We start from the raw sequence: 21,497 nt of genomic DNA on the forward strand, positions 1-21,497 counted from the left end.
ATCCTTTAGGACAAGTTTAGTTATAGCGGACCCAAATAAGCAATGCTATCGCCAATATATGAGCTCCACAAATCGCTATTTTAAATTTTGAATCGATGTTTTCACTCTTATAAAGTCCATATAAACCAAACGGAGGCCAAAACATCAACAATGTACCAACCAATTGCGGCTTGTTGTACCATTTAATTTTAGTTTTCATTTTCGTTGGTTTTAAAGGTTAAATCTTTTGAAAAAGATTGAATTATATATTTTTGAAATGTCTAAGTCTATTATTTACAAATAAATATATGAGAATTAGGTGTGTTTTCAAAGGTTTGTAGATTTTATTTTAAAGAAAAGGACCTAAGTTTATCTAAACCACTTCCTCCATCGCTGATTTCCAAATTACAAATCCCTTATTGTCATCAGAATAATCATGCATGATTCTCATGAAATTTTTAGGCTCGTTTTCTAGAAATGATTGGCGCCCTTTATCTTTAATGATGCCTAATTGAATTTCGATTTTATTTGACACGAGTAATTATATCTTTCTCTAGAGTTAAGTATCTTAGTATATCAAATTTAAATACTGTGGTGTCAATTATATTATCGTGTAGTTTAGTCAAGAATGACCTAATAGACGGCTCCAAATCATTTTGTTCTCCTGTATTTTTTGTAAAATAATGATCTAATACAATCTTTCCAGATACTGGATAAGACATATTAGGTGTTCTCTCAGGCGTGATATAACTAAATCCTCCATCATTCAAACTTAGAATAGAGTTATGCCAAGAATACGGTTGAATGTCTTTGTAGTCAAACTCGAATTTAGAGTAATCAAAATCAAACTTATTACAGATTAAAAAGGTATAAATATTATCATAAGGGTTTCCTTTCATTGAAATTTCTAAATAATTATTTGGATTCACACCTTCTGGCGGAAGTATTTTATCGGGGTTCAAATCTATCAATCTTTTCATCGTTGTTTCAAATCTTCTTTCATAAACGTCAGGTTTTGAGGTTTCAATTTCCAACCTCAATTCTTTAATTTTAGCCAATTTATAAAGAATTTCATTTAAACTTTTCGCTGATTGGATATCTGACTTAATTTCTCCTATTGCAACTACTGTTTCAATAGGGAAAAATCTTTGTCCGTTATTATCAATAGTTGGTGTACAATCTTTATTATAAATAACAATATCACATTGTGTACTTATTTTATTTGTTGAAGTTATTATAAAACCAGAGCTAATCCCAAACTTTTCAGGGATGTAAAGTTTTAACCAGTTCTTTATAATATCCTCTCTATATCCACCAAACTCGCCGCTATGAAACAATTTATTTGTGTCCTTATTTGAAAAGACCTTTTTAGATATATTAAAAGACTCTATTATATTTTTCACATTAAATTTTGTAAGTTCCACTAATATATCGTTCATTTTCCTATAGTTTTTATTTCAAATTAAATTCATACTTCTTTTATTTTATCGTCAAAGTTGTAATCAAACCTTACTTAATAAAGGCATCTAGAAAAACAATCACCTCTTTTTGCCAATTGGCTTTATCAAAATCTGCAACTAAAAACCAACTAGAATTATCTTGCAATAAAGGATAAATTCCAATGTGATGAAAACCGTCTAAATGCTTTTGAACTTGTTCATCTGAGTGTTTTAAATAAGATTTCTCTGTGAAATTTTGAAAAGTACCTCCATTCATTCTATGCACTCGATAGCGATAAGGATCATAAAAGTAAGCAGGCATATATCCCGACTTCTTACCTTTCTCCCACCTTACTGCAAATACATCTTCACGTCCTTTAAAAAGGGAACGAAATAAATTGATAATATCCGAAGCATTTTCCATTAACCATAAACTTAACCCCAATCTTCATATTCTCGCTTATCCATTGGAGTTTTCCTTATTTCAGCTATGTTTTTAAGAATTTTATTTAAGGCCTTATGAAGTTCAGTCTTACTCACATAATTTCCAAAGAAAACTTCTTCAATTATGTAATCAAATTCTTTTACCTCAAGTAAACTTTTGATTAAGTTTTCAGCATTGTTTAAATACTCATCATCGTCTTTACATTGAGAAGCCAAGAGGCCAAACTGCAATGTTAGATCATGATTAAATTTTTCGGCTTCACCGAGAATTCCATCGTATGTTGGAATTGATAAATCGTCTGTATCCATGGGGTTTTACTTTTTAAGATTTACTTATATATTTCTTCACTTTTTTGCGATAAACAACTGAAATTATAGCGTCAAGATTAAAAACACCTGTTGCCTTCTAGCTTCCAGTTTTACTTCTTTTTGAACTATTAAGAAATCCTTAATAGTTCGATTTTCTTCCAATTCCCCTTCTTCAAAAATATTTTTTAGATGCATATTGACATTGGGAACAGAACTCTGAAACAAATCAGCCATCATCTTCTGCGTAAGCCACACGGTTTCATCTTGAAAACGAACATCCAATTTAGTGTCACCGCTTTCCGTCTGATATATTATTATTTGAGAATTATTTTCTTGCATTATCTAATCTTCTATTTATTAAATATACCAATAATAAATATCAACTAGAATGTTTTTTTAAAAATTTCATTTATAAAACTTACTAAATGCTAGGTGGTCGATTTGCAAACTTAGCGAAGCGTTCTCATGACCAAAGGGAGCAATCGTCCTTACCTGTGCTTTTCACATCGCTCCCACACTCTTTCTCACTCTGTTTTTCGCAACCCTATCCTCTTCCTTTCCACATCCAACTGAATCACCTCTACTTCCAAATGCTCGTGCAATTTCATATAATCGGCAGGATTTTCAACATAAACATCTGCCATGTTTGATTTGTGAATTAACCCATTTTCTTTAATTCCAATATTCACAAATGCGCCGAAATTCGTTACGTTGGTTACAATTCCATTCAACTTTTTACCGATGCTTAAATCTTCGATTGATTTTACTGAACTATCAAACTCCAGCACCTTAACTTGCTGTCTTGGGTCTCTTCCCGGCTTTTTTAACTCTTTGATGATGTCTTCGAATGTGAAAGCATCGATATAGGGAAAGTGATCCTGTTTTAGATTATCCAAAACTTCACCGTTTCCAATTAAATCCTTGACTGTCATTTTTAATTGCTTGGCCATTTTCTCAATTGCTGGGTAAGTTTCTGGGTGAACAGCAGAATTATCCAAAGGATTTTTTCCATTCACAATTCTCAAAAACCCTGCACATTGCTCGAAAGCTTTTTCTCCTAATCTCTTGACTTTCTTCAATTCCTTACGCGAAGAAATCCCGTTGTTTTCTCGGCGGTATTCCACGATGTTTTCTGCTAGTTGTGGTCCTAATCCAGAAACGTAACTCATTAAATAAGGAGAGGCAGTATTCAAATTCACACCAACTTCGTTTACACAAGAAATGACAACATCATCCAAACTTTCTTTCAATAATTTCTGATCCACTTCGTGCTGGTACTGCCCTACTCCTATAGATTTCGGGTCAATTTTTACCAATTCTGCCAAAGGATCCATCAATCTCCTTCCAATAGAAACCGAGCCTCTCACCGTGACATCAAAATCAGGAAATTCTTGTCTTGCAATAGAACTCGCGCTATACACAGAAGCTCCATCTTCGGAAACCACAAAAATTGCTACTTCGGTTTTAAACTTTATGCCTTTCACCATGAATTCTGTTTCCCGACTTGCTGTTCCATTTCCAATGGCAATCGCATCAATTTTATACGCTTCCACCAATTGCCAAATCTTACTTTTCGCTTTGTCTAATTCTTTTTGAGGAGCGTGGGGGAAAATCGTAACATTGGTGAGTAAATCACCTGCTTCATCTAAACAAACCACTTTACATCCAGAACGAAACCCTGGATCAATGGCTAAAATCCTCTTTTTCCCAAGGGCTGGAGCCAATAAAAGCTGTCTTAAGTTTTCAGAAAACACATCAATCGCTGTTTTATCGGCTTCTTTTTTCTTTTCTGACAAGGCTTCATTTTCCAATGCTGGATGCAATAATCGTTTATACGCATCTTGATACGCGAGCTCAATTTGCTCGCTCATCGGTGAGTTCTTTTTAATGTAAAAGCGATTCAGAAAATCAAAAATATAGTCTTCATCTACTCCCACTTTCATTCTTAAAAATCCTTCGCTATTTGCTCGGTAAATCGCCAAAAAACGATAGGATGGACATTTCTTCAAGGATGAAGAATAGTCAAAATAATCTCTGTATTTTTCTGCTTCGTCTTTTTTGGTTTTCACCACTTTCGAAATTAACTGACTATTATTCTCATAAGATTTTCGTAAACGACTTCGTACTGCGCTGTTTTCATTCACCCACTCAGCAATAATATCTCGTGCTCCCGAAAGTGCAGACTCTACATCCTTCACCTTATCTTTTACAAACCTTTTAGCCGCTTCTTTTGGAGATTGATTTCCTTGAGACATGATGATTTTAGCTAATCCTTCAAGTCCCAATTGTCTTGCAGATTCTGCCCTAGTTTTTCGCTTCTTTTTATACGGCAAATAAAGATCTTCCAACTCATTCAGGGTGAAACTGGAATTGATTTTCTTTCTTAAATCATCGGATAATTCTCCTTGCTCATCAATGGCTTTTATAATTGTCTCTTGACGCTGAGTGATCTGCTTATATCTATCGGAAACATCTCTAATTTCAGCAATTTGAACTTCATCTAAGCCACCTGTTGCCTCTTTCCTGTAGCGGGAGATAAAAGGAATGGTTCCACCCTCTGAAAGTAGTTGTAGTGTTGCTTCAATACTTTTTGATTGAAGCTGTGTTTGACTGATAATATATTGTACTTCTTGCATTATCCTATTTAAATTCTAAAAAGGTAAAAATAGCAAAATGTAGCCTGATTTTACGAGAAATTAAGTCAGCCAACCAAGCTTCCTCAATCGCAGTCTATAGAAATTGCTTAGTCAACTCATATAAGGCGATGTTTGTGGCTTGCGCAACATTCATACTGCTGTTTTCTCCAAACATTTCAATGTGCAAGATTTCATCTGAAAGTTTGAGCAGGTTTTCTGAAACACCTAGAATCTCATCACCCACAATTAAAACAATTGGTTTTTCAGCTGAAAACTGATAAGTATGAATAGGTTGGCTTATATCTGCTATTTCAATTGCAAGGATTTGATAACCTTCTTCTTTCAAGTTTTTCACTACTTGTAGAGCAGAATTTTGCAACTCGTAAGGAACGGTCTTTTCGGTGGAACGCGATGTTTTAGTCACTTTTCTTCCTAAACTTACTTCACCACACAAAATTAATTTTTCGACACCAAAAGCATCTGAAATTCTAAATAAACTTCCAACATTAGCAGCGTTAGTTACATTGTCAGAAACAAGAACTACAGGGAATTTTCGTGATTTAAATAAAGTATTGTAATGAGTAAGTTGCATTTTAAGCCAAATAATAAAACAAAGCACTAAAAATAGTCAATTATGAAGAATAAATCTTCTCTCTTAAAAATTATGAAGGAATAAAAAAAGGATGTAAAACTACATCCTTTTAAAAAAATCTTAAATCTTAAATCTTATTTTTTCTCACACTCCAATGTAGTTGTGTACGTTTCCGTAACATCAATAAAATTAAAGTTTTCGTCCAAAGTTTGGTAAGTGTAAGTCTCACTTGTAGTTAATGTGATTTCGTTTCTTTCCCAATCCAAATCAAAAACAGTTCCAGCACCTTCAGAATCAAAAATCGTTAATTCTGTTTCGGTATTTGTATAAGTTATTTTTTCCGAATAAGCTGAATTTCCGTCTGTGAAAGTCATTGAGCCGCTTCCATCTTTATCAAACTGTAAGGTACCATAATTCAAATAGGTCTCTGAATAATTCTGACTTGGGTCTTCCTGGTTTTTATAAGTTTCTTGAGCAGACTCGATATTCCACTCACCACCTTTCTTCCAAAGGTTCTTCTCAATTCTCTTTTCTTTGCTACAAGCAACAAACAAAAGAGAAGCTAACGCGATAAATAATACTTTTTTCATTTTTAATATATTGATTAGACGGTAAAAGTATAGATAAGTCTTATAAAATACAAATTTAATTTAACGATAATTAACACCTTGAAGATTAAGCTAAAAATCGCTCAAGAACATAGGTTAAGCAACATTTTTAAACGTGTAATACAATCGCGGTTCCTAGTTCCCGATCTTTCTAACTTTATGTACTCTAAAAACATTCGTTATTTTATGATTATTTTTCTACATTCAGGGCTTGGCTTTTTAAATCGCAATAGATTAAAAAACATATTCTGATGTTTATTATTGACTTCATCGAAAATAAACAAACACAGCCTCCAAATGTTAATATTTATTATCCATAAAACAAACAACATGAAACTCATTTATTCAACTTTACTCGTTTCAACTTTACTATTCTCATGTAGCAATGCGAATTCAGAAAAGATTCAAATAACGGATAATCAAGAAGTCAAAGATTCACTTCCTCCTGTAGAAACGAAAAATGCAAATACGGATTTTGCTCCAGCTTTTGAGGGACAAACCAGAATTACTGGCGTGAAAACAACGACCCCTTATTCTACTAAAGTTATTACTGATGAATTAGATGCTCCGTGGGGCGCTGTGGAACTTCCAGACGGCAGAATTTTGGTTACTGAAAACGAAGGGAATTTAAGAATTGTAAATGTTGCTGACGGAAAATTGAGTGAGAAAATTACAGGTTTGCCTGAAGTGGACGACAGAGCACAAGGTGGACTATTAGGACTGACCTTATCTCCGGACTTTTCCAATGACAGAATGATTTATTGGGCCTTTACGGAAGAAGTAGATGAAGGAAATCATACCGCAATAGCTAAAGGAAAACTTTCTAATGACGAGAAAACCATAGAAAACGCCCAAGTGATTTATCGCGCTTCTCCAACTTATGATGGAAAATTACATTATGGTGGACGAGTGATATTTGACAAAAATGGTAATTTATTTGCGACAATCGGAGAGCGTTCTGACAAAGAAACACGAGTCAAAGCACAAGATTTAAACACTTCATTTGGAAAAATCATCCACATCACTACCGATGGAGCTCCTGTTGCTGGAAATCCTTTTGAAAATCAAGACAAGGCCAGGCCAGAAATTTACAGTTATGGTCACAGAAATCCACAAGGAATTGCTTTTCATCCGGAAACAGGAGAATTGTGGAGCAACGAATTTGGACCTCGTGGTGGAGATGAGTTAAACTTAATTCAACCAGGAAAAAACTACGGTTGGCCAATTATTACTTACGGAATTGAATATATCGGAACTAAAATTGGTGATCCAGTAATTCAACAAAAAGAAGGAATGGAACAACCTGTTTATTACTGGGACCCTGTACTTTCTCCTAGTGGAATGACCTTTTACAAAGGAGACAAAATCCAAGAGTGGAAAAACAATCTTTTCATTGGCGGGTTAAACAGCAACCACATCGCAAGATTAGTAATCGAAGGAAACAAAGTGGTTGGAGAAGAAAGAATCTTAGCCGATGAAGGAGAACGTTTTAGAGATATTACACAAGGAAAAAACGGTGAACTTTATACGGTGACCGATGGAGGGAAACTTTATAGAATTACGAATTAATCAATTACGAATTACGAATTGAGGTTTTAAAAAATTCGTAATTCGTAATTACCACATTCGTAATTATTTAATTTTAAATATCTTCAGTTTAAATGTACAAATCCCTTTCATTTATAATCTCTATATTTTCCTTCGCTGTTCTTTTTGGTCAGAAGCCAGATTCGCTTTCTAAAGCCAAAACCACGGAATTTGAGGAAGTAGAAATCTTAGCCTACTTTTCAAAACAACCTTTGTTGAATTTAACCTCATCTGCTCACAACATTACTTCACGAATCATTGAATTTCAGCAAACAACAACACTTTTGCCGGCATTCAATACGGTGGCAGGAGTTAGAATGGAAGAACGCTCACCAGGAAGTTACAGATTGGCCATGCGTGGAAGCCTAATTCGTTCACCTTTTGGAATTCGAAATACGAAAATTTATATGGATGAATTCCCATTAACTGATGCTGGAGGAAATACATATCTCAACCTTATTGATCCTGGTTCTATTTCTTCAATTCACATTATAAAAGGTCCTGATGGTTCACTTTATGGTGCTAATTCTGGAGGAGTAATTCGCATGCAACCCAAAGGATTTGGTGTTCAAAAAAATCAAGGTTCGCTTTTATTGAGTGGTGGGTCATTCGGATTATTTCAAGAGCAACTCTCCATTCAGCGAAAAGTAAATGAGAAGTATTCATTTTCTGTGGATCAATCCTACTTACGTTCTGATGGTTACCGTGATCAATCAGCGATGAATAAATTCACTTTTCAAACGGCTCACCAATGGAAATATTCAGATAAAAATGAGCTTCGAGTTTTGGCACTATTTTCAGATTTACATTACGAAACTCCTGGAGGGCTCACAGCATTTCAATTCATAGAAAATCCTACAATGTCGAGACCAGCAGGAGGTCCAAATCCATCTGCCAAAGAACAAAATGCAGGGATTTTTAATCAAACTTTTTTTGGTGGAATTGCACACGATGCGAAAATCAACAAAAATTTATCTCATACACTCAGTGTTTTTGGTTCAACAACAGACTTTGAAAATCCTTTTATCACCAATTATGAATTTAGAAAAGAGCAAAATTTAGGTTTACGCACCTTCTTTTCCTACAAAGACACGGTAAATAACAAGTTGAATTGGCAAATGCAATTGGGCTTTGAAGGTCAGAAAGGATGGAACGAAATTGAGAATTTTGACAATAATCAAGGAACTCCAGGAGATGTTCAATCGAAAGATAACTTAGATAATTTGCAAGCAAGCTTCTTTTATCGTGCTATGGCAAATATATACGAGCGCTGGACAATTGAAGCATCGATTGGAATGAATCAAGCAAGAATCTCTTATAATTCAGTTTATACAACGACACCAAATCCATCAGGTGAAATTAACTTTGGTGATATTTTAATGCCGAGAGTGGCTACTACCTTTTTGGCGACTAAAACGCTTGCAATTCGAGGAAGTATCTCTAGAGGATATTCACCACCTACAATCTCGGAGGTGCGTTCTTCCGACCAAACCATCAATACAGAATTAAAACCTGAAACTGGAATTAATTATGAAGTAGGTTTGCGCTGGGAATCTGCCTACAAGAGATTCACTGCCGATTTGGGCATGTACCATTACCAAATGAACAACGGAATTGTAAGACGATTAAACGAAGATGGGGCAGAATTCTTTGTGAATGCAGGAGAAATGAATCAGCAAGGAATTGAACTCGCCGCTTGGGCTCATATTTTAACGCCCAACGCTAAAAGATTTATCAGTAAGATGAATTTTCAATCTGCTTTTAGTTATCATTATTACCGCTTTGGGAATTACCAAGTCAAAGAAAATGACTTTTCACAAAATAGAGTTACCGCAGTTCCTGACTACACTTGGTCGAATACTTTGAGTTTTGAATTTCCAAAACAAATTCGTTTAAACATTTCACATTACTACATGTCAGACATGCCATTAAATGATGCGAACACAGTTTATTCAGAAGAATTTCACTTGGTAAAATTAAAAGCAAGCTGGAAATGGCAAGTTTCACAAGCGTTGCAACTAGAATTTTTCGCAGGAATTGATAATTTATTGAATGAAAAATATAGCCTTGGAAATGATATTAATGCTTATGGGCAGAGATATTTTAATCCGGCTGCTCCTAGGAACTATTATGGTGGTGTGAAGGTGGGGTTTTAGGTTTGCGCTGTATTGGAACGCAGATGACGCGGATGCTTCAAAAAGCAACGCTAATTATCGCAGATTTGCACAGAATAGTGAAAAAACAGCGTTAAATCTGCGTTCGGAGATCTGCGTCATCCGCGTTCCATTGAACTCTGGGCTCAATCCATACAGTTTTGTATTAAAAAGTGCAGCTAAATACACTTTCATACCGTAACAAGTACAAAACCAAAATAAACCTTACCAATAATTCAACAAAACGTCAAATTCATTGAACTGTAAAACATTCTATAATTTACTACCTTTACCACAAACGAAAATACGCTTAAAATGTCAAATTCATCCAATTTCAAAAATCTCAAAATAATTGATTTATCTACTGTTTTGGCGGGACCTTCAGTGGGAACCTTTTTCGCTGAATTAGGCGCTGAAGTCATCAAGATCGAACATCCGATTTATCCTGATATTACGCGTTCATGGAAATTGCCAATGGAAGACCAAAAGAGTTCTGTTTCTGCTTATTTTTCGAGTATTAATTATATGAAGACTTATCAGCAATTGAACTTAAAGGAAGATGCTCAAAGAGAACAACTCTATGAATTGGTCAAAACTGCTGATATTATTTTAATGAATTTCAAATTTGGAGATCAAGAGAAATTAAAAGTGACAGATGAAATACTTCGTGGATTCAATTCTCAATTAATCATTGGGAAAATTAATGGTTATGGCGATAAAAGTGATCGCGTAGCTTATGATTTAATTTTACAGGCGGAATCTGGAATCATGTCTATGAATGGAACTCCAGAAAGTGGTCCAGTGAAAATGCCAGTTGCTTTTATTGATGTTTTGGCAGCTCATCATTTAAAAGAAGGCTTATTGATTGAATTGTTTTCCAAAAAAGGAAATGAAAATTACAAGGGGAAAAGTGTGACGGTTTCACTTTATGAAGCAGCGGTGAGTTCATTGGCGAATCAAGCTTCAAATTATTTAATGAATAATGCAATTCCTCAACGAATTGGTTCTTTGCATCCAAATATTGCCCCTTATGGCGAACTTTTCAATACTTCCGACGATAGAATCATCACTTTTGCCATAGGAAGCCACACCCATTTCAGTAAACTGTGTGAATATTTAGAGTTATCAGAATTGCCATTAGAAAACCGTTTTTCTAGTGTTCAAAATAGAGTAAAAAACAGGACTGAATTGTTTGAAATTCTAAAAGAAAAGGTCAAAGAACATTCGGCAGATGAAATTTTAAAATACATGAATGAACACTTTGTACCTTGTGGTGAAATCAAGGATTTAAAAGCTGTTTTTGAGACAGAACTTGCGCAGGAGTTAGTGCGGACTGAAATGATTGATGGAATTGAAACGAAACGAGTTAGTGCTTTAGCGTTTCGAAATTAGAAACAATTGCATATTGAATACTTTAGAGACAAAGAGAGGAGTTTTCTCATGAACTCCCCGTTCCAAATATCATTTACTACAAACAACTAATCTATTAATCGGCAACTCTTTCAAGAAGTAATTCGATTGAAAGCTGCAATGGTTTATTGCCGAATAAAAAACATAATGCTTATCGGGAGCTTTACCAGCTATTTAATATGCTACAATAAAAAGTACTCTCTTTAACTAGGTCAGATCTTTCCAGGGTTGAAAATTAAGATTTTCATCCCTGGTTTGGATGTCAATTGTAGGCGCTGGGAGACAAGTGCGAGGGGAAATATGCTCCTGGTTTTGTTGGACTAGATATATTTACTAATAAAGTATCGGATAGGCATTAAAAATATTATTATATTTGGTTCATCAAAAGAAAACTAAACGATCTTATTGAACCTCTTTTACTTTTTGTGTAATAGAAAGTGAATGAAAATAAAACTAGAAACCACTTTAATGAATCCTGTTTTTTAAATTTTATGTGAATAGAACTATTTAATAAACAACTACATCTTAATTTTATGCTTAACAACAAACATACTTTAATTAAAAGTCCTACAACCTTCATGGATAGCGAGAAAGCTTCAGCTTATACGGCTCATCAAATTGCTGAGTTGATCCGTCAAAAACAAAAAGAAGGAAAGCCTGCTGTTTTAGGTTTAGCGACCGGTAATACTCCTAAATTAGTTTACAAAGAGTTGATTCGTTTACACAAGGAAGAAAATTTAAGCTTTGAAAATGTAATCAGTTTTAATTTGGATGAATATTATCCAATTGAAAAAGAGCACCATTTAAGTTATACTTATTTCATGGCAGAGCAATTATTTAATCATGTCGATATCAAAAAAGAGAATATTCATATTCCACATACTGATTTTTCACAAGGTGATATAGAAAAATACTGCTTGAGTTACGAAGACAAGATTAACAGTTTCGGTGGATTGGATTTACAGCTGTTAGGAATTGGACGAAACGGTCATATTGGATTTAATGAGCCAGGTTCAAGTTTTGACTCCATCACAAGACTGATAGATCTTCATCCGCTCACAAGAGAAGACGCTGCTCCAGAATTTGGAACGCTCAATGAGGTACCACACCAAGCAATTAGCATTGGTATTAATACCATTATGAATGCAAAGAAAATTCTTTTGCTTGCTTTAGGAGAAAGGAAATCGGAAATTGTTAACAAAGCACTCAATGGCGAAGTAACCACCGAGATTCCCGCATCTGTTCTTCAAACCATTTCGCATGTAGAATATATTCTGGATAAGCAAGCGGCCCAGTTAATAGCGCTTAAAAACTAATTAGCAAAAGAATTATAAGCAAGAAAGGACGAATTTACATTCGTCCTTTCTTTGATTAAAGCCCATTACTAAGGCCTAAGAATTACTTCACAAAATCATTCACTTCTTGTAGTAACTGTGTGTCTCTCACAGCTCCTAAAATTCTCTTTTCCACTTTTCCTTCACCATTAATCAACATCATTGTTGGATAAGCGCGCACTTGATATCTTCTTGCAATGGCAGGACCTTCCCCTTTCTCCATGTCAATTTTGATATTAATAAAGTTCTCGTTGAAAACATCACCCACTTTCTTAGATTTAAATGTTGTTCTGTCCATCATTTTACAAGGACCACACCAAACAGCGTAGGCATCCAAAAAGATTAATTTATTCTCTTTTTTAGCTTTTTGAATTGCTTCTTCAAAGGATAGCGTTTCAAAATTAATTCCTTCCTCATCACTGTTTGTTGGCGCCCAAACGAATGAAGACCCAATTAATGCAATAACAATGGTGATAACACTTAGATATTTCATATTCCTATTTTTATTATGCTAAAGTTACTAAACTAGATTTAATTTCAGCATATTTGAATTAATATTAAAACAAGGTGATTCAAATTCCGTGCCTTTTAAATGACTTGCATGCGTATTCAAAAATTAGATAATTCTAAAGACATAACTTCCGAACTTGAAGACTTCATTTCTATATGGAACAATGAAAGTCAGACCATTACTCAATTCAGTTCTGGCTCTACTGGACCACCAAAAGCAATAGAGATCCCAAAGTGGAAAATGGAGGCATCGGCTAAAATGACAGGAGATTTTTTAGACTTAGACCATTGTGAATCAGCACTACTATGCATGTCTACAAACTACATTGGTGGAAAAATGATGGTGGTGAGATCAATGCGTTATGACCTTACTTTGTACGTAACAAATGTTACTCGGAATCCGCTTAAAAACCTTGACCATACTATAGATTTTGTGGCCATGGTTCCTTTACAAGTAGAAGAAACTTTAGAAGAAAATCCCGAAAAACTAAATTTGATCAAGCACCTAATCATTGGCGGAGCACCAGTATCAGATGAGTTAATTGAAAAAATTAAAAATTTCAACTGTAATGCTTATTCCACTTTTGGAATGACAGAAACAGTTTCTCACATTGCTTTAAGAAAGCTAAAGGATAAAAATGAGCCCTATCGTGTGATTGGAAATACCAAGCTTTCAACTGAAAATGATTGTTTGGTGATTAACAGTGAGGAATTAAAAATAAAGGGATTAAAAACCACAGACATTGTAGATTTAATTGACGAGAAAAGCTTTCATTGGTTAGGAAGAGCAGACTTTGTGATTAACTCAGGTGGAGTTAAAATTCACCCTGAAGAAGTTGAACGGAAAATAAGCACTTTGATCAACTCTACGGATTTCATTATTAGTAAAATTCCTGATCAAAAACTCGGGAGCAAAGTCATATTTATAGGTAAAAAACAAATCGAGCATAAAATACTAAAACAGCAAATTGACAAAGTCTTGACCAAATATGAACGTCCTAAAAACTACTTTTTTATATCTTCGTTAATCAAAACACCTTCTGGGAAAATTGACAGAAATAAAACTACTGCAGAAATTTTATGAGCACTAAGCGCTATTTTGAAATACTAGGAATTCCACCAACGAAGAATGAAAACCTCGTAAAAAGAGCCTATAGAAGAAAGGCGATGAAATATCATCCCGACAGAAATCCTTCTGCTGCAGCTAAAGATAAATTTATTGAAGTTTCTAACGCTTATGATAAAATAATTTTCGCATTAGAAGAGGCTAAAAGCCAAAAGCACTCGACACATAACGCGACAAGACAAAGTACCAATTCTAAATATCCCTACCAACAAAGACAGCAATCAAAAACCAGAACTCAAAACAACTCTACAGAAGAAAGAAATGAAAGGGTTAAAAGGGCCAGGGAGCGCTATGAACAAATGAAGCACGAAGAGGTGCTGGAAAACGAACGTTATTACCAAAACATTACTTCAGGAAAAAATTGGAGAAGATTTAAACTTATTATGTTTGCCTGCACAATAATTAGTACGCTTATTATTTTGGATTCTAGTTTTTTCTCAACACAAACAATACAGTCTGCAATTATAAATAAAGACTTAAGCCCTAACTACGGAAGAAACCCGAATGTAAACTCTTTAGAGGTAGAGTTTGAAAACGGTCAAACAGCTTGGATTGCAAGAAGTTTTCTCTCTCTGACCATCAATAATTACACCTATCTTGAACGCACGCCTTTTTTTAAAGACATAAAATACCTGAAGGTTTACACGCATGACAAGTGGTTTTATTACACTCCAAAATTTAGTCAATCCAGTTCATATCCTTTGATTCCCTTAGCCTTACTTATCCCTCTTTTTACGTTTTTTATAAAAGCCCAAACCATATATTTTAGTGTGCTCTATCATTTAAGCGTAAAGGTGATGCCCATATTTTTGTTGATATTTCTTTTCTCCAATGACAGATGGGCGCATTTGCTGACTTTGGGATTAATGGGTTGACTTTTTGGATGTTGAATTAGATAAATGATTTCGGTTTGGTTGTTCAGAGAAATTATATTGGCAGTGCATTACAAATGGATGTATCGTTTTACATTGGGCGGTTGCGGACTCTTATGATTGTCGAAGTGGAATGTTATGATGGTTATGCGTAGGTACGTTTATGATGGTTGTACGCGGACGTTTGCAAAACGTCCCTACGCAAACTCATCATTTAAAACCTTCCACAATTCATTCACTGGCAAACCCATCACATTATAAAAACAACCTTCAATTTTCTCGACACCTACCATTCCAATCCATTCTTGAATTCCATATGCTCCAGCTTTATCGTATGGTTCATATTTTGTGACATAGTACTCAATTTCTTCTGTGGTGAGTTTCTTAAAAAACACTTTCGTACGTACAGAAAAAGAAATTTCGTTTGTGGAATTGTACAGATAAACACCTGTTACTACCTCGTTTACACTATTCGACAATTTCTCTAGCATTTGAACTGCATCAGAAAAGTCTTTAGGTTTCTCTAATATTTGATTTTTATGAATTACTACCGTATCGGATGTAAGCAAAACCTCATCTCCCAATACAGAGGCTTTCAGGGGTTCTGCTTTTAATTTTGATAAATATTCAGGAACATCATAATGGGATAAAGTATCTGGGAAAATCTCATCCACTTCCTTTTTCCGTATTTCACATTTTAAATCAAGCCCTTCTACCAACTGCTTTCTTCTTGGTGAAGCTGATCCCAGAATTATCTTTTTTAAGAACATATTTTAGTGTTTAATTCAGCAATTGAAACATCCAGAATAAAGGTAAAATCATTCCAAATATCATCGTTAACTTAATACCAATATTCGCCGTTCGAAGATTTTTATTATTTATTGGTTTTAACAGTACCTTTAAGGTGAAAATGGAGCTTATGGCACTCAAGACCAAGGGTAACAGAGCAAATCCATCGATGTATCCCATACTCCAAAACCAAACTATTGGAATTGTTAAAGTCATAACGATAAATACAAAACCGATGGCGATGGAACGGGCTTTTTGAAGTCCATACACAATGGGAATGGTGCGGGCTTTCAGTACAAGATCACCTTTTACATCCTCCATATCTTTCACGATTTCTCGTGCCCAATTTAAAATGAAAGCAAATATCCCGAGACCATATCCGATGTAGAGTGGGAAAAATTGGTAACTATTCAAATGAAATGGATGTGCTTCTTCAAGCATTGCTGTTCTGAAATAATCTTGATAATAAATCCCAACTAGTACGGGAACCAAAGCTGTAAGCAAAGCTATGACCACGTTGCCAACAACCAAGGTCCTTTTCAACTGCATGGAGTAAATCCACAATAAATTAATGGACAATAAATGAATAAATACATACCAAAATGTATCTAACACCAACCCAAGATGAATAGCGATTCCGAAGGCAAGAAAATTGAGCACCCAATGAAAAACAATTGCCCATCTCCTTTTGATGTGCTTCATGATAATTGTTCCTTCGGGCCTATTTATTCGATCTGCACGAACATCGAAATAATCGTTTATGATATTTCCTGCTGCTGCAATCATCACTGTTGAAATGACCAAAAGAAAAAAGTTGAAAGTTTGAATCAACATAACTCCATCATGGTAATCTGCATAAACAATGTCTAAATACGCACCTACACTGTACATTGTAACAGCAATGATGAGTAAATTGACTGAACGAATTAACCTTAAAAAATGTATCATTTCACAATTCTATATTCGGTTCTTCTATTTTCTTGATGTGCTGCCTCACGCTCTGTCTCTGTTGACAAGCTTGAAATTTCTTCATCAGAATTTATTGGTTGACTTTCTCCATATCCTTTGTATGACAAACGATTTGCTTCTATCCCCTCTGAAATTAAGAAGTCATAAACTGCTTTTGCTCTGTCTTCTGACAATTTTTGATTCTCCAAGTTATCTCCACGTGCATCCGTATGACCACCTATTTCGATTTTAATTTGAGCATTTTTGGACATAAAATCAGAGAGTTTATTCAGTTCAACGAAAGATTCTTTTCTTAAAGTTGATTTACCTAAATCAAAGAAAACGTTCGCCAATAACACAGGTTGTTCGTCGCTCAGAGGAACCAAAGGAATCTCCATAAAAATAGGTTTATCACTTCCTGCGATCATGTCAAAATTCTTAGAGAAAAAGCTATATCCAGGATAAGAAACATTTAGTGCATATTCTTTTTTCGTAGGTAAAGCCACCAAGAATTCCCCCGTAACTGCGTCTGCTTCAGAAGCTATAATTTGTTTACCTGTTGCTAAATCTATTAATTCAAATTCTCCTTTTAATGGCTTTTTTGTTGTGGCATCATAAACCAATCCTTCAAAATAAGTTGTCTTAATTGGACGGTATTCTTCTGGTAATTCAAAATAATAAATATCCAGTTTTCCCTCTCCTCCTTCTCTATCAGATGCAAAAAATGCAATTTCTCCATCAGGACCAACCAACAAAGAGTTTTCATTGCTCGCAGTATTTATTGGATACCCCAAATTAATTGGATTTCCCCAATTCCCCAAAGGGTCTTTTCTTGACATATAAATATCGGTTCCTCCCATTCCAACGTGTCCGTTTGATGCAAAATACAAGGTTTGTCCATCTGGGTGAATCATAACGGAAGATTCCGACATTTCGGTATTGATGTTTCCTGGCAATTGAGTTGCTCTACCCCAAGTTCCGTCTGCTTGTTTTTTACTCATAAATATATCACTCCTATGGCGATTATTTCTACCTACTCTTCGAATGAAATAGAGGGTTTTTCCATCTGCCGAAAGCGAAGGTTGAGTCTCCCAATTATAGCTATTTACTTCACCTGGAAGATTTTTCGGGTTAGACCATTCACCTCCAATTCTTTCTGTAATAAACAAATCACAACTTCCTTTTCCTTCTCGGTTTCTTCCATAATAAGTTCCTGTGACATCCGCACATCCAACAAAAATCAAAGTTCTACCATCTGCTGAAATTGTAGGCGCTCCTTCATTTTGTTCTGTGTTAATATTTGGTGGCATTGGAACAGCAGTTGACCATGTGTTTTTTTCGGTTAGAGTTGAAGTAAAGAAATCCTCTTGTCCCCTTACTCTTCCATCGTTATTGGGCACCTCTCGAGTAAAAAGCAGAGTTTTACCGTCAACGGTAATGGTCGGGAAATATTCTGGATGAATTGTATTAATACCTCTTCCTATGTTAACGGGACTAATTTTAGAAGGATTTTTCATGGCATAAATTGAAAATTCCGCATTGTCTTTCAACTTATTCGCGATTGCAAATAAATGTTCTGGAGTTGATCTATTATTAGTATTCAAAACCATATCAGCAAAATATATCGCATCTTCAAATTCTCCATTTCTAAGCTGTTGGTCACTAATATCAATATAGAGTTGCCCATTCAAATTGGCAGAAGGTTGAATTTCTAAAGACCTTTTGAAATGGAAAACAGACTCTTTCGGCTGATTTGTAATTCGATAAAACTCTCCAATTAATTGATGTGCTTCTAAAAAATTGTTGTCTTTATCTAAGGCCTTTTTTAATAAATCAATTCCTGATTGATAATCTGGACGACCTCTTTCCATATCAAAATTTTCTTGAGGTGCGTTCCTAGCTTCTTCATAAAGTTTTATTGCTTTTTTACTTTTCGTACCATAGCCCATTTGAGCGGTGGCACAGCTTGTAAAAATCAATAAAGACAAGGTGAATAGTAAACTGATGTATTTTGTCATATGCTATGGTATATTCATGTATTTATGGGTTTGCAAGGAGATTTTCCATTTCGGATTATCTTTTACATACTCAATAATTAAAGGCAAGATTTGTGCCTCTTTTGACCACTCTGGTTGAAGATACAACAAACAATCATCATTTACTTTTGCTGCGTGTTCTTCAGCCCATTTAAAATCGCTTTTATTGAAAATTACAATTTTTAATTCGTTGGCTTTATGGTAAGCTTCTTCAACAGGTTTCTTAAATTTCTTAGGAGAAAAACAATACCAATCTACTTGAGCATCCAAAGGATAACAACCAGATGTTTCGATTGCAACTTCTTTATAATCGTCTTGCAAAGCCGTTACAAGAGTTTCAATAGGGTACATTGCTGGTTCACCACCGGTGATAACCACAAAATCTGTTGCAGTTGCATTTACACCCTCCAATAAAGTTTCTAATGAAGTATCGGGGTGATTTTCTGCCTCCCAGCTTTCTTTTACGTCGCACCAAACACATCCAACATCACAACCACCTGTTCTAATAAAGTAAGCTGCTCTTCCAGAATAATGTCCTTCACCTTGAATGGTATAAAATGATTCCATTACAGGCCAAGAAGTTCGTTTTGATTCAATATTATTTTCCATTACTTCAAAAGTAGTGAAAACCTTTTAAAGTTAAATATGAATGTTGAATTATGAATAATGAATTTTGGTGCGACAGATGCTATACTCAAATTTAATTAGATTAAAAGCCAAAGTAAATACTTCGAGAGGGTTATGAAAAGACTGACATTCTTCTCCAATATTGTAGCAAGTTGAAAAATGAATTATCATTCTGTGAAAATTCAAATTCATAATTCATAAATAAGTTAGTTCATCAAAGTAATGTACCAATCTTGTTTCAGTTTGGCATATTCTTCATAAAAAGCTTCTAAGTTTTCTTGAGCAAGTCTTTCATTCTGTGAGGAACGATTTTTAAGTTCATTATGGGTTTTCTTTATGAGTGCGACAATGTCAGAACCAAGTAAAAACTCACTTGTTTTTGGATTGACATTATAAGTTTCATAAACGGTGTCTATGCGATTTTTATCCTCTTCCGAATGTATACTATGAGGTTCATTACGCGTAATTCTCTCATAAAGTGGCAGTAGCGTAGCGCTGAGTTCTACAAAATGGCGCATTACATATACCGCTGAATTTAACGACTTGATATTTTTTGCTTCCATGGTGTTTTGTTTCTTTAAAGACGCAAGAATGAGGGATTAGGTTGGTTAGCTCTTATTTTTTCATTAATCGCTTATCCAAAAATTATTTTATTGGAATCACGTAAGATAAAAGAATTTAATATTTATATTGGCTAACTATTTACAAGTCAAAACCATCGCCTCTAGAACATATAGACAACTTGAAATTTAGAAAACACATATTGCTTTTGTTTACTTTGCTTACCCTTAGTATTCATGCACAGGAGCCTTCTCACTTTACGATAGGTCAAGAAAAACTTATAGGCCTTGACATTTATGATTTACACCAAGATAGACAGTTAAACTATTGGATTACCACAAACAACGGTTTATTTAAATTTGATGGTTATAAGATTACACAGCTTCCATGTGTTGGAATGTTGGGTAATTCACTTTTTAATTTAACCGAAGACCAACACGGAAACATTTACTGTTCTAATTTAAATGGTCAACTATTCAAAATAAATGATGCTGGTTGTAATCTCTATTACACCATTCCAGATAGTCTGGTTGCGAGAAACATTTCATTTAACTTCGATGATCAAAATCGACTCATTGTATTTTCGAAAGATATATTCCAGGTTACAGAGGATAAAAACCCAGCACTATTATATGATCATTACTTCTATTCCCACTCCCGTGTTTATAAGACTTCAAAAAACAAATTAATAAGCTACAATAGTGGACAAGGTGACTTAATCACTATAGAAAATGGAAAAATAAAGTCGCTTGAAGTAGAGATAGATAACAAATTAATTACTCCCAAAATCATTGAGATTGAAAACCAACTAATTATCTACAATAGAAGTACATTAAAACAACTTTCAGACAAGTTCAATTCAACAAAATTCGAGCTCCCAAAAATGAAAACAGCAAGAAATGATTATCGCTTGTATAGTGATACTAAAAGCTTATGGATTGCTAATTTAACAGGTGGAGTTTATTACTATAAGGATACGAGCTATATTTCTGAACCCACTAATTTAATATTTGAAAATAGTATTATTTCATGTCACCTTAAAGATCATGAAGGAAACACCTTACTGGGCACCTTTGGGAAAGGTATAATCGTTATTCCTAACACCGGCTTCAAAGATATACATTTTGAAAACACAAATTCTGAGGTAAATAAAGTTACCAAGATGAATGATAAAAGTTTAATATTCGGAACACAAGCAGGTGAAATTATAAAACGTGATTCCTTGGGTAAAACAACTAAAATTGTTTCTCAAGGTATTAAGCGGATTGAATTATTAAAAAATATTCCTGAATTAGATGCCCTATTTTTTAATGGAAAGAAAAACACTACACTACATGACAATTTTCAATAAAACCTTGCTAAATCCTTTCTTTTCAGGGTTCAAAAGGAAGCTTGATATATATTCTAATCCATATTTGAAAACCGATTTAGCTCTATGACCATGCTTTTTTATTGTTATGGCCTTAACATACCTATCTAAATAATCACCAACATTGTAGCACCAAGCAAAGGCTATCATTACTAAACATATTAGTTT

At 34.5% G+C, this 21,497-nt stretch carries 22 protein-coding genes and 1 pseudogene; 7 read left to right on the forward strand and 16 right to left on the reverse strand.

The genetic code is table 11. The features are described from left to right. Positions 1-16: 16 nt before the first annotated feature. From DIT68_RS06410 to DIT68_RS06445, 9 genes are all read right to left on the reverse strand, one after another. The gene (locus tag DIT68_RS06410) at positions 17-199 is read right to left on the reverse strand and encodes a hypothetical protein (RefSeq protein ID WP_109358992.1); all 183 of its coding nucleotides are present in this window, start codon (positions 197-199) and stop codon (positions 17-19) included. Between the two features lie 153 nt (positions 200-352). Next, entirely contained in the window at positions 353-514 is a 162-nt protein-coding gene (locus DIT68_RS16310; RefSeq protein ID WP_158276131.1) for a hypothetical protein, read from the reverse strand. After that, a complete protein-coding gene (locus DIT68_RS06415; RefSeq protein ID WP_109358993.1) occupies positions 504-1,418 on the reverse strand; it encodes a DUF6602 domain-containing protein in 915 nt (304 codons plus the stop codon). The genes DIT68_RS16310 and DIT68_RS06415 overlap by 11 nt, the downstream gene beginning before the upstream one ends. 70 nt (positions 1,419-1,488) lie before the next feature. Beyond that, positions 1,489-1,842 carry a TOTE conflict system archaeo-eukaryotic primase domain-containing protein gene (locus tag DIT68_RS06420; RefSeq protein WP_199223387.1) on the reverse strand — a complete coding sequence of 118 codons (354 nt, stop codon included), beginning with the start codon at positions 1,840-1,842 and terminating at the stop codon, positions 1,489-1,491. 11 nt (positions 1,843-1,853) lie between these two features. Then, positions 1,854-2,171: a hypothetical protein gene (locus DIT68_RS06425; protein WP_109358994.1), complete on the reverse strand. Its 318-nt coding sequence runs from the start codon at positions 2,169-2,171 to the stop codon at positions 1,854-1,856. A 63-nt stretch (positions 2,172-2,234) separates the two neighbouring features. Then, positions 2,235-2,510 (reverse strand): death-on-curing protein, encoded by a 276-nt coding sequence (locus DIT68_RS06430; protein WP_109358995.1) that lies wholly within the window; start codon positions 2,508-2,510, stop codon positions 2,235-2,237. Between the two features lie 185 nt (positions 2,511-2,695). Then, complete coding sequence (locus DIT68_RS06435; protein WP_109358996.1) at positions 2,696-4,807, reverse strand: Tex family protein; 2,112 nt, start codon at positions 4,805-4,807, stop codon at positions 2,696-2,698. Positions 4,808-4,901: 94 nt separating this feature from the next. Next, entirely contained in the window at positions 4,902-5,399 is a 498-nt protein-coding gene (locus DIT68_RS06440; RefSeq protein ID WP_109358997.1) for a TrmH family RNA methyltransferase, read from the reverse strand. A gap of 134 nt (positions 5,400-5,533) precedes the next feature. Further along, positions 5,534-5,989 (reverse strand): hypothetical protein, encoded by a 456-nt coding sequence (locus DIT68_RS06445; RefSeq protein ID WP_109358998.1) that lies wholly within the window; start codon positions 5,987-5,989, stop codon positions 5,534-5,536. Positions 5,990-6,337: 348 nt separating this feature from the next. On the opposite strand from DIT68_RS06445, the gene DIT68_RS06450 reads away from it, so the two are divergent. The 4 genes from DIT68_RS06450 to nagB all read left to right on the forward strand — a co-directional run bounded on the left by DIT68_RS06450 (position 6,338) and on the right by nagB (position 12,473). Then, positions 6,338-7,576 carry a PQQ-dependent sugar dehydrogenase gene (locus DIT68_RS06450; protein WP_109358999.1) on the forward strand — a complete coding sequence of 413 codons (1,239 nt, stop codon included), beginning with the start codon at positions 6,338-6,340 and terminating at the stop codon, positions 7,574-7,576. 92 nt (positions 7,577-7,668) lie between these two features. Continuing rightward, entirely contained in the window at positions 7,669-9,750 is a 2,082-nt protein-coding gene (locus DIT68_RS06455; RefSeq protein WP_109359000.1) for a TonB-dependent receptor, read from the forward strand. A 312-nt stretch (positions 9,751-10,062) separates the two neighbouring features. Further along, positions 10,063-11,139 (forward strand): CaiB/BaiF CoA transferase family protein, encoded by a 1,077-nt coding sequence (locus tag DIT68_RS06460; RefSeq protein WP_109359001.1) that lies wholly within the window; start codon positions 10,063-10,065, stop codon positions 11,137-11,139. Positions 11,140-11,690: 551 nt separating this feature from the next. Continuing rightward, positions 11,691-12,473, forward strand: a complete 783-nt coding sequence (gene nagB, locus DIT68_RS06465; RefSeq protein ID WP_109359002.1) for a glucosamine-6-phosphate deaminase — start codon at positions 11,691-11,693, stop codon at positions 12,471-12,473. 82 nt (positions 12,474-12,555) lie between these two features. Here the strand turns inward: nagB and DIT68_RS06470 are convergent, their stop codons facing one another. After that, on the reverse strand, positions 12,556-12,984 hold the full coding sequence (locus tag DIT68_RS06470) for a thioredoxin family protein (RefSeq protein WP_109359003.1): 429 nt from the start codon (positions 12,982-12,984) through the stop codon (positions 12,556-12,558). 108 nt (positions 12,985-13,092) lie between these two features. Between DIT68_RS06470 and DIT68_RS06475 the strand changes: the two genes are divergently transcribed. Then, positions 13,093-14,085: an AMP-binding protein gene (locus DIT68_RS06475; protein ID WP_158276132.1), complete on the forward strand. Its 993-nt coding sequence runs from the start codon at positions 13,093-13,095 to the stop codon at positions 14,083-14,085. Then, the gene (locus tag DIT68_RS06480) at positions 14,082-15,002 is read left to right on the forward strand and encodes a J domain-containing protein (protein ID WP_109359005.1); all 921 of its coding nucleotides are present in this window, start codon (positions 14,082-14,084) and stop codon (positions 15,000-15,002) included. Before DIT68_RS06475 ends, DIT68_RS06480 begins: the two co-directional genes overlap by 4 nt. A 194-nt stretch (positions 15,003-15,196) precedes the next feature. Here the strand turns inward: DIT68_RS06480 and DIT68_RS06485 are convergent, their stop codons facing one another. From DIT68_RS06485 to DIT68_RS06505, 5 genes are all read right to left on the reverse strand, one after another. After that, the gene (locus DIT68_RS06485; RefSeq protein ID WP_109359006.1) at positions 15,197-15,769 is read right to left on the reverse strand and encodes a Maf family nucleotide pyrophosphatase; all 573 of its coding nucleotides are present in this window, start codon (positions 15,767-15,769) and stop codon (positions 15,197-15,199) included. Between the two features lie 10 nt (positions 15,770-15,779). Then, complete coding sequence (locus tag DIT68_RS06490) at positions 15,780-16,736, reverse strand: geranylgeranylglycerol-phosphate geranylgeranyltransferase (protein ID WP_109359007.1); 957 nt, start codon at positions 16,734-16,736, stop codon at positions 15,780-15,782. Next, a complete protein-coding gene (locus DIT68_RS06495; protein ID WP_109359008.1) occupies positions 16,733-18,754 on the reverse strand; it encodes an OmpA family protein in 2,022 nt (673 codons plus the stop codon). Before DIT68_RS06495 ends, DIT68_RS06490 begins: the two co-directional genes overlap by 4 nt. Positions 18,755-18,757: 3 nt before the next feature. Continuing rightward, complete coding sequence (locus DIT68_RS06500) at positions 18,758-19,381, reverse strand: 7-carboxy-7-deazaguanine synthase QueE (protein WP_109359009.1); 624 nt, start codon at positions 19,379-19,381, stop codon at positions 18,758-18,760. A gap of 224 nt (positions 19,382-19,605) precedes the next feature. Continuing rightward, the gene (locus DIT68_RS06505; RefSeq protein ID WP_109359010.1) at positions 19,606-19,962 is read right to left on the reverse strand and encodes a hypothetical protein; all 357 of its coding nucleotides are present in this window, start codon (positions 19,960-19,962) and stop codon (positions 19,606-19,608) included. Positions 19,963-20,141: 179 nt separating this feature from the next. Between DIT68_RS06505 and DIT68_RS06510 the strand changes: the two genes are divergently transcribed. After that, positions 20,142-21,311, forward strand: a complete 1,170-nt coding sequence (locus DIT68_RS06510; protein ID WP_146194145.1) for a ligand-binding sensor domain-containing protein — start codon at positions 20,142-20,144, stop codon at positions 21,309-21,311. Here the strand turns inward: DIT68_RS06510 and DIT68_RS16535 are convergent. Beyond that, a pseudogene (locus DIT68_RS16535) lies at positions 21,291-21,497 on the reverse strand (IS4-like element ISAba33 family transposase); the annotation flags it as partial. The gene DIT68_RS06510 and the pseudogene DIT68_RS16535 sit on opposite strands and share 21 nt — an antisense overlap.

The organism is Brumimicrobium oceani (genome assembly GCF_003143775.1).
GTDB lineage: Bacteria > Bacteroidota > Bacteroidia > Flavobacteriales_D > Crocinitomicaceae > Brumimicrobium > Brumimicrobium oceani.

Coding starts and splice junctions, on each gene's coding strand:
- DIT68_RS06410 (WP_109358992.1), bottom strand. CDS start 199: ATGAAAACTAAAATTAAATGGTACAACAAGCCGCAATTGGTTGGTACA.
- DIT68_RS06415 (WP_109358993.1), bottom strand. CDS start 1,418: ATGAACGATATATTAGTGGAACTTACAAAATTTAATGTGAAAAATATA.
- DIT68_RS06420 (WP_199223387.1), bottom strand. CDS start 1,842: ATGGAAAATGCTTCGGATATTATCAATTTATTTCGTTCCCTTTTTAAA.
- DIT68_RS06425 (WP_109358994.1), bottom strand. CDS start 2,171: ATGGATACAGACGATTTATCAATTCCAACATACGATGGAATTCTCGGT.
- DIT68_RS06430 (WP_109358995.1), bottom strand. CDS start 2,510: ATGCAAGAAAATAATTCTCAAATAATAATATATCAGACGGAAAGCGGT.
- DIT68_RS06435 (WP_109358996.1), bottom strand. CDS start 4,807: ATGCAAGAAGTACAATATATTATCAGTCAAACACAGCTTCAATCAAAA.
- DIT68_RS06440 (WP_109358997.1), bottom strand. CDS start 5,399: ATGCAACTTACTCATTACAATACTTTATTTAAATCACGAAAATTCCCT.
- DIT68_RS06445 (WP_109358998.1), bottom strand. CDS start 5,989: ATGAAAAAAGTATTATTTATCGCGTTAGCTTCTCTTTTGTTTGTTGCT.
- DIT68_RS06450 (WP_109358999.1), top strand. CDS start 6,338: ATGAAACTCATTTATTCAACTTTACTCGTTTCAACTTTACTATTCTCA.
- DIT68_RS06455 (WP_109359000.1), top strand. CDS start 7,669: ATGTACAAATCCCTTTCATTTATAATCTCTATATTTTCCTTCGCTGTT.
- DIT68_RS06460 (WP_109359001.1), top strand. CDS start 10,063: ATGTCAAATTCATCCAATTTCAAAAATCTCAAAATAATTGATTTATCT.
- nagB (WP_109359002.1), top strand. CDS start 11,691: ATGCTTAACAACAAACATACTTTAATTAAAAGTCCTACAACCTTCATG.
- DIT68_RS06470 (WP_109359003.1), bottom strand. CDS start 12,984: ATGAAATATCTAAGTGTTATCACCATTGTTATTGCATTAATTGGGTCT.
- DIT68_RS06475 (WP_158276132.1), top strand. CDS start 13,093: ATGCGTATTCAAAAATTAGATAATTCTAAAGACATAACTTCCGAACTT.
- DIT68_RS06480 (WP_109359005.1), top strand. CDS start 14,082: ATGAGCACTAAGCGCTATTTTGAAATACTAGGAATTCCACCAACGAAG.
- DIT68_RS06485 (WP_109359006.1), bottom strand. CDS start 15,769: ATGTTCTTAAAAAAGATAATTCTGGGATCAGCTTCACCAAGAAGAAAG.
- DIT68_RS06490 (WP_109359007.1), bottom strand. CDS start 16,736: ATGATACATTTTTTAAGGTTAATTCGTTCAGTCAATTTACTCATCATT.
- DIT68_RS06495 (WP_109359008.1), bottom strand. CDS start 18,754: ATGACAAAATACATCAGTTTACTATTCACCTTGTCTTTATTGATTTTT.
- DIT68_RS06500 (WP_109359009.1), bottom strand. CDS start 19,381: ATGGAAAATAATATTGAATCAAAACGAACTTCTTGGCCTGTAATGGAA.
- DIT68_RS06505 (WP_109359010.1), bottom strand. CDS start 19,962: ATGGAAGCAAAAAATATCAAGTCGTTAAATTCAGCGGTATATGTAATG.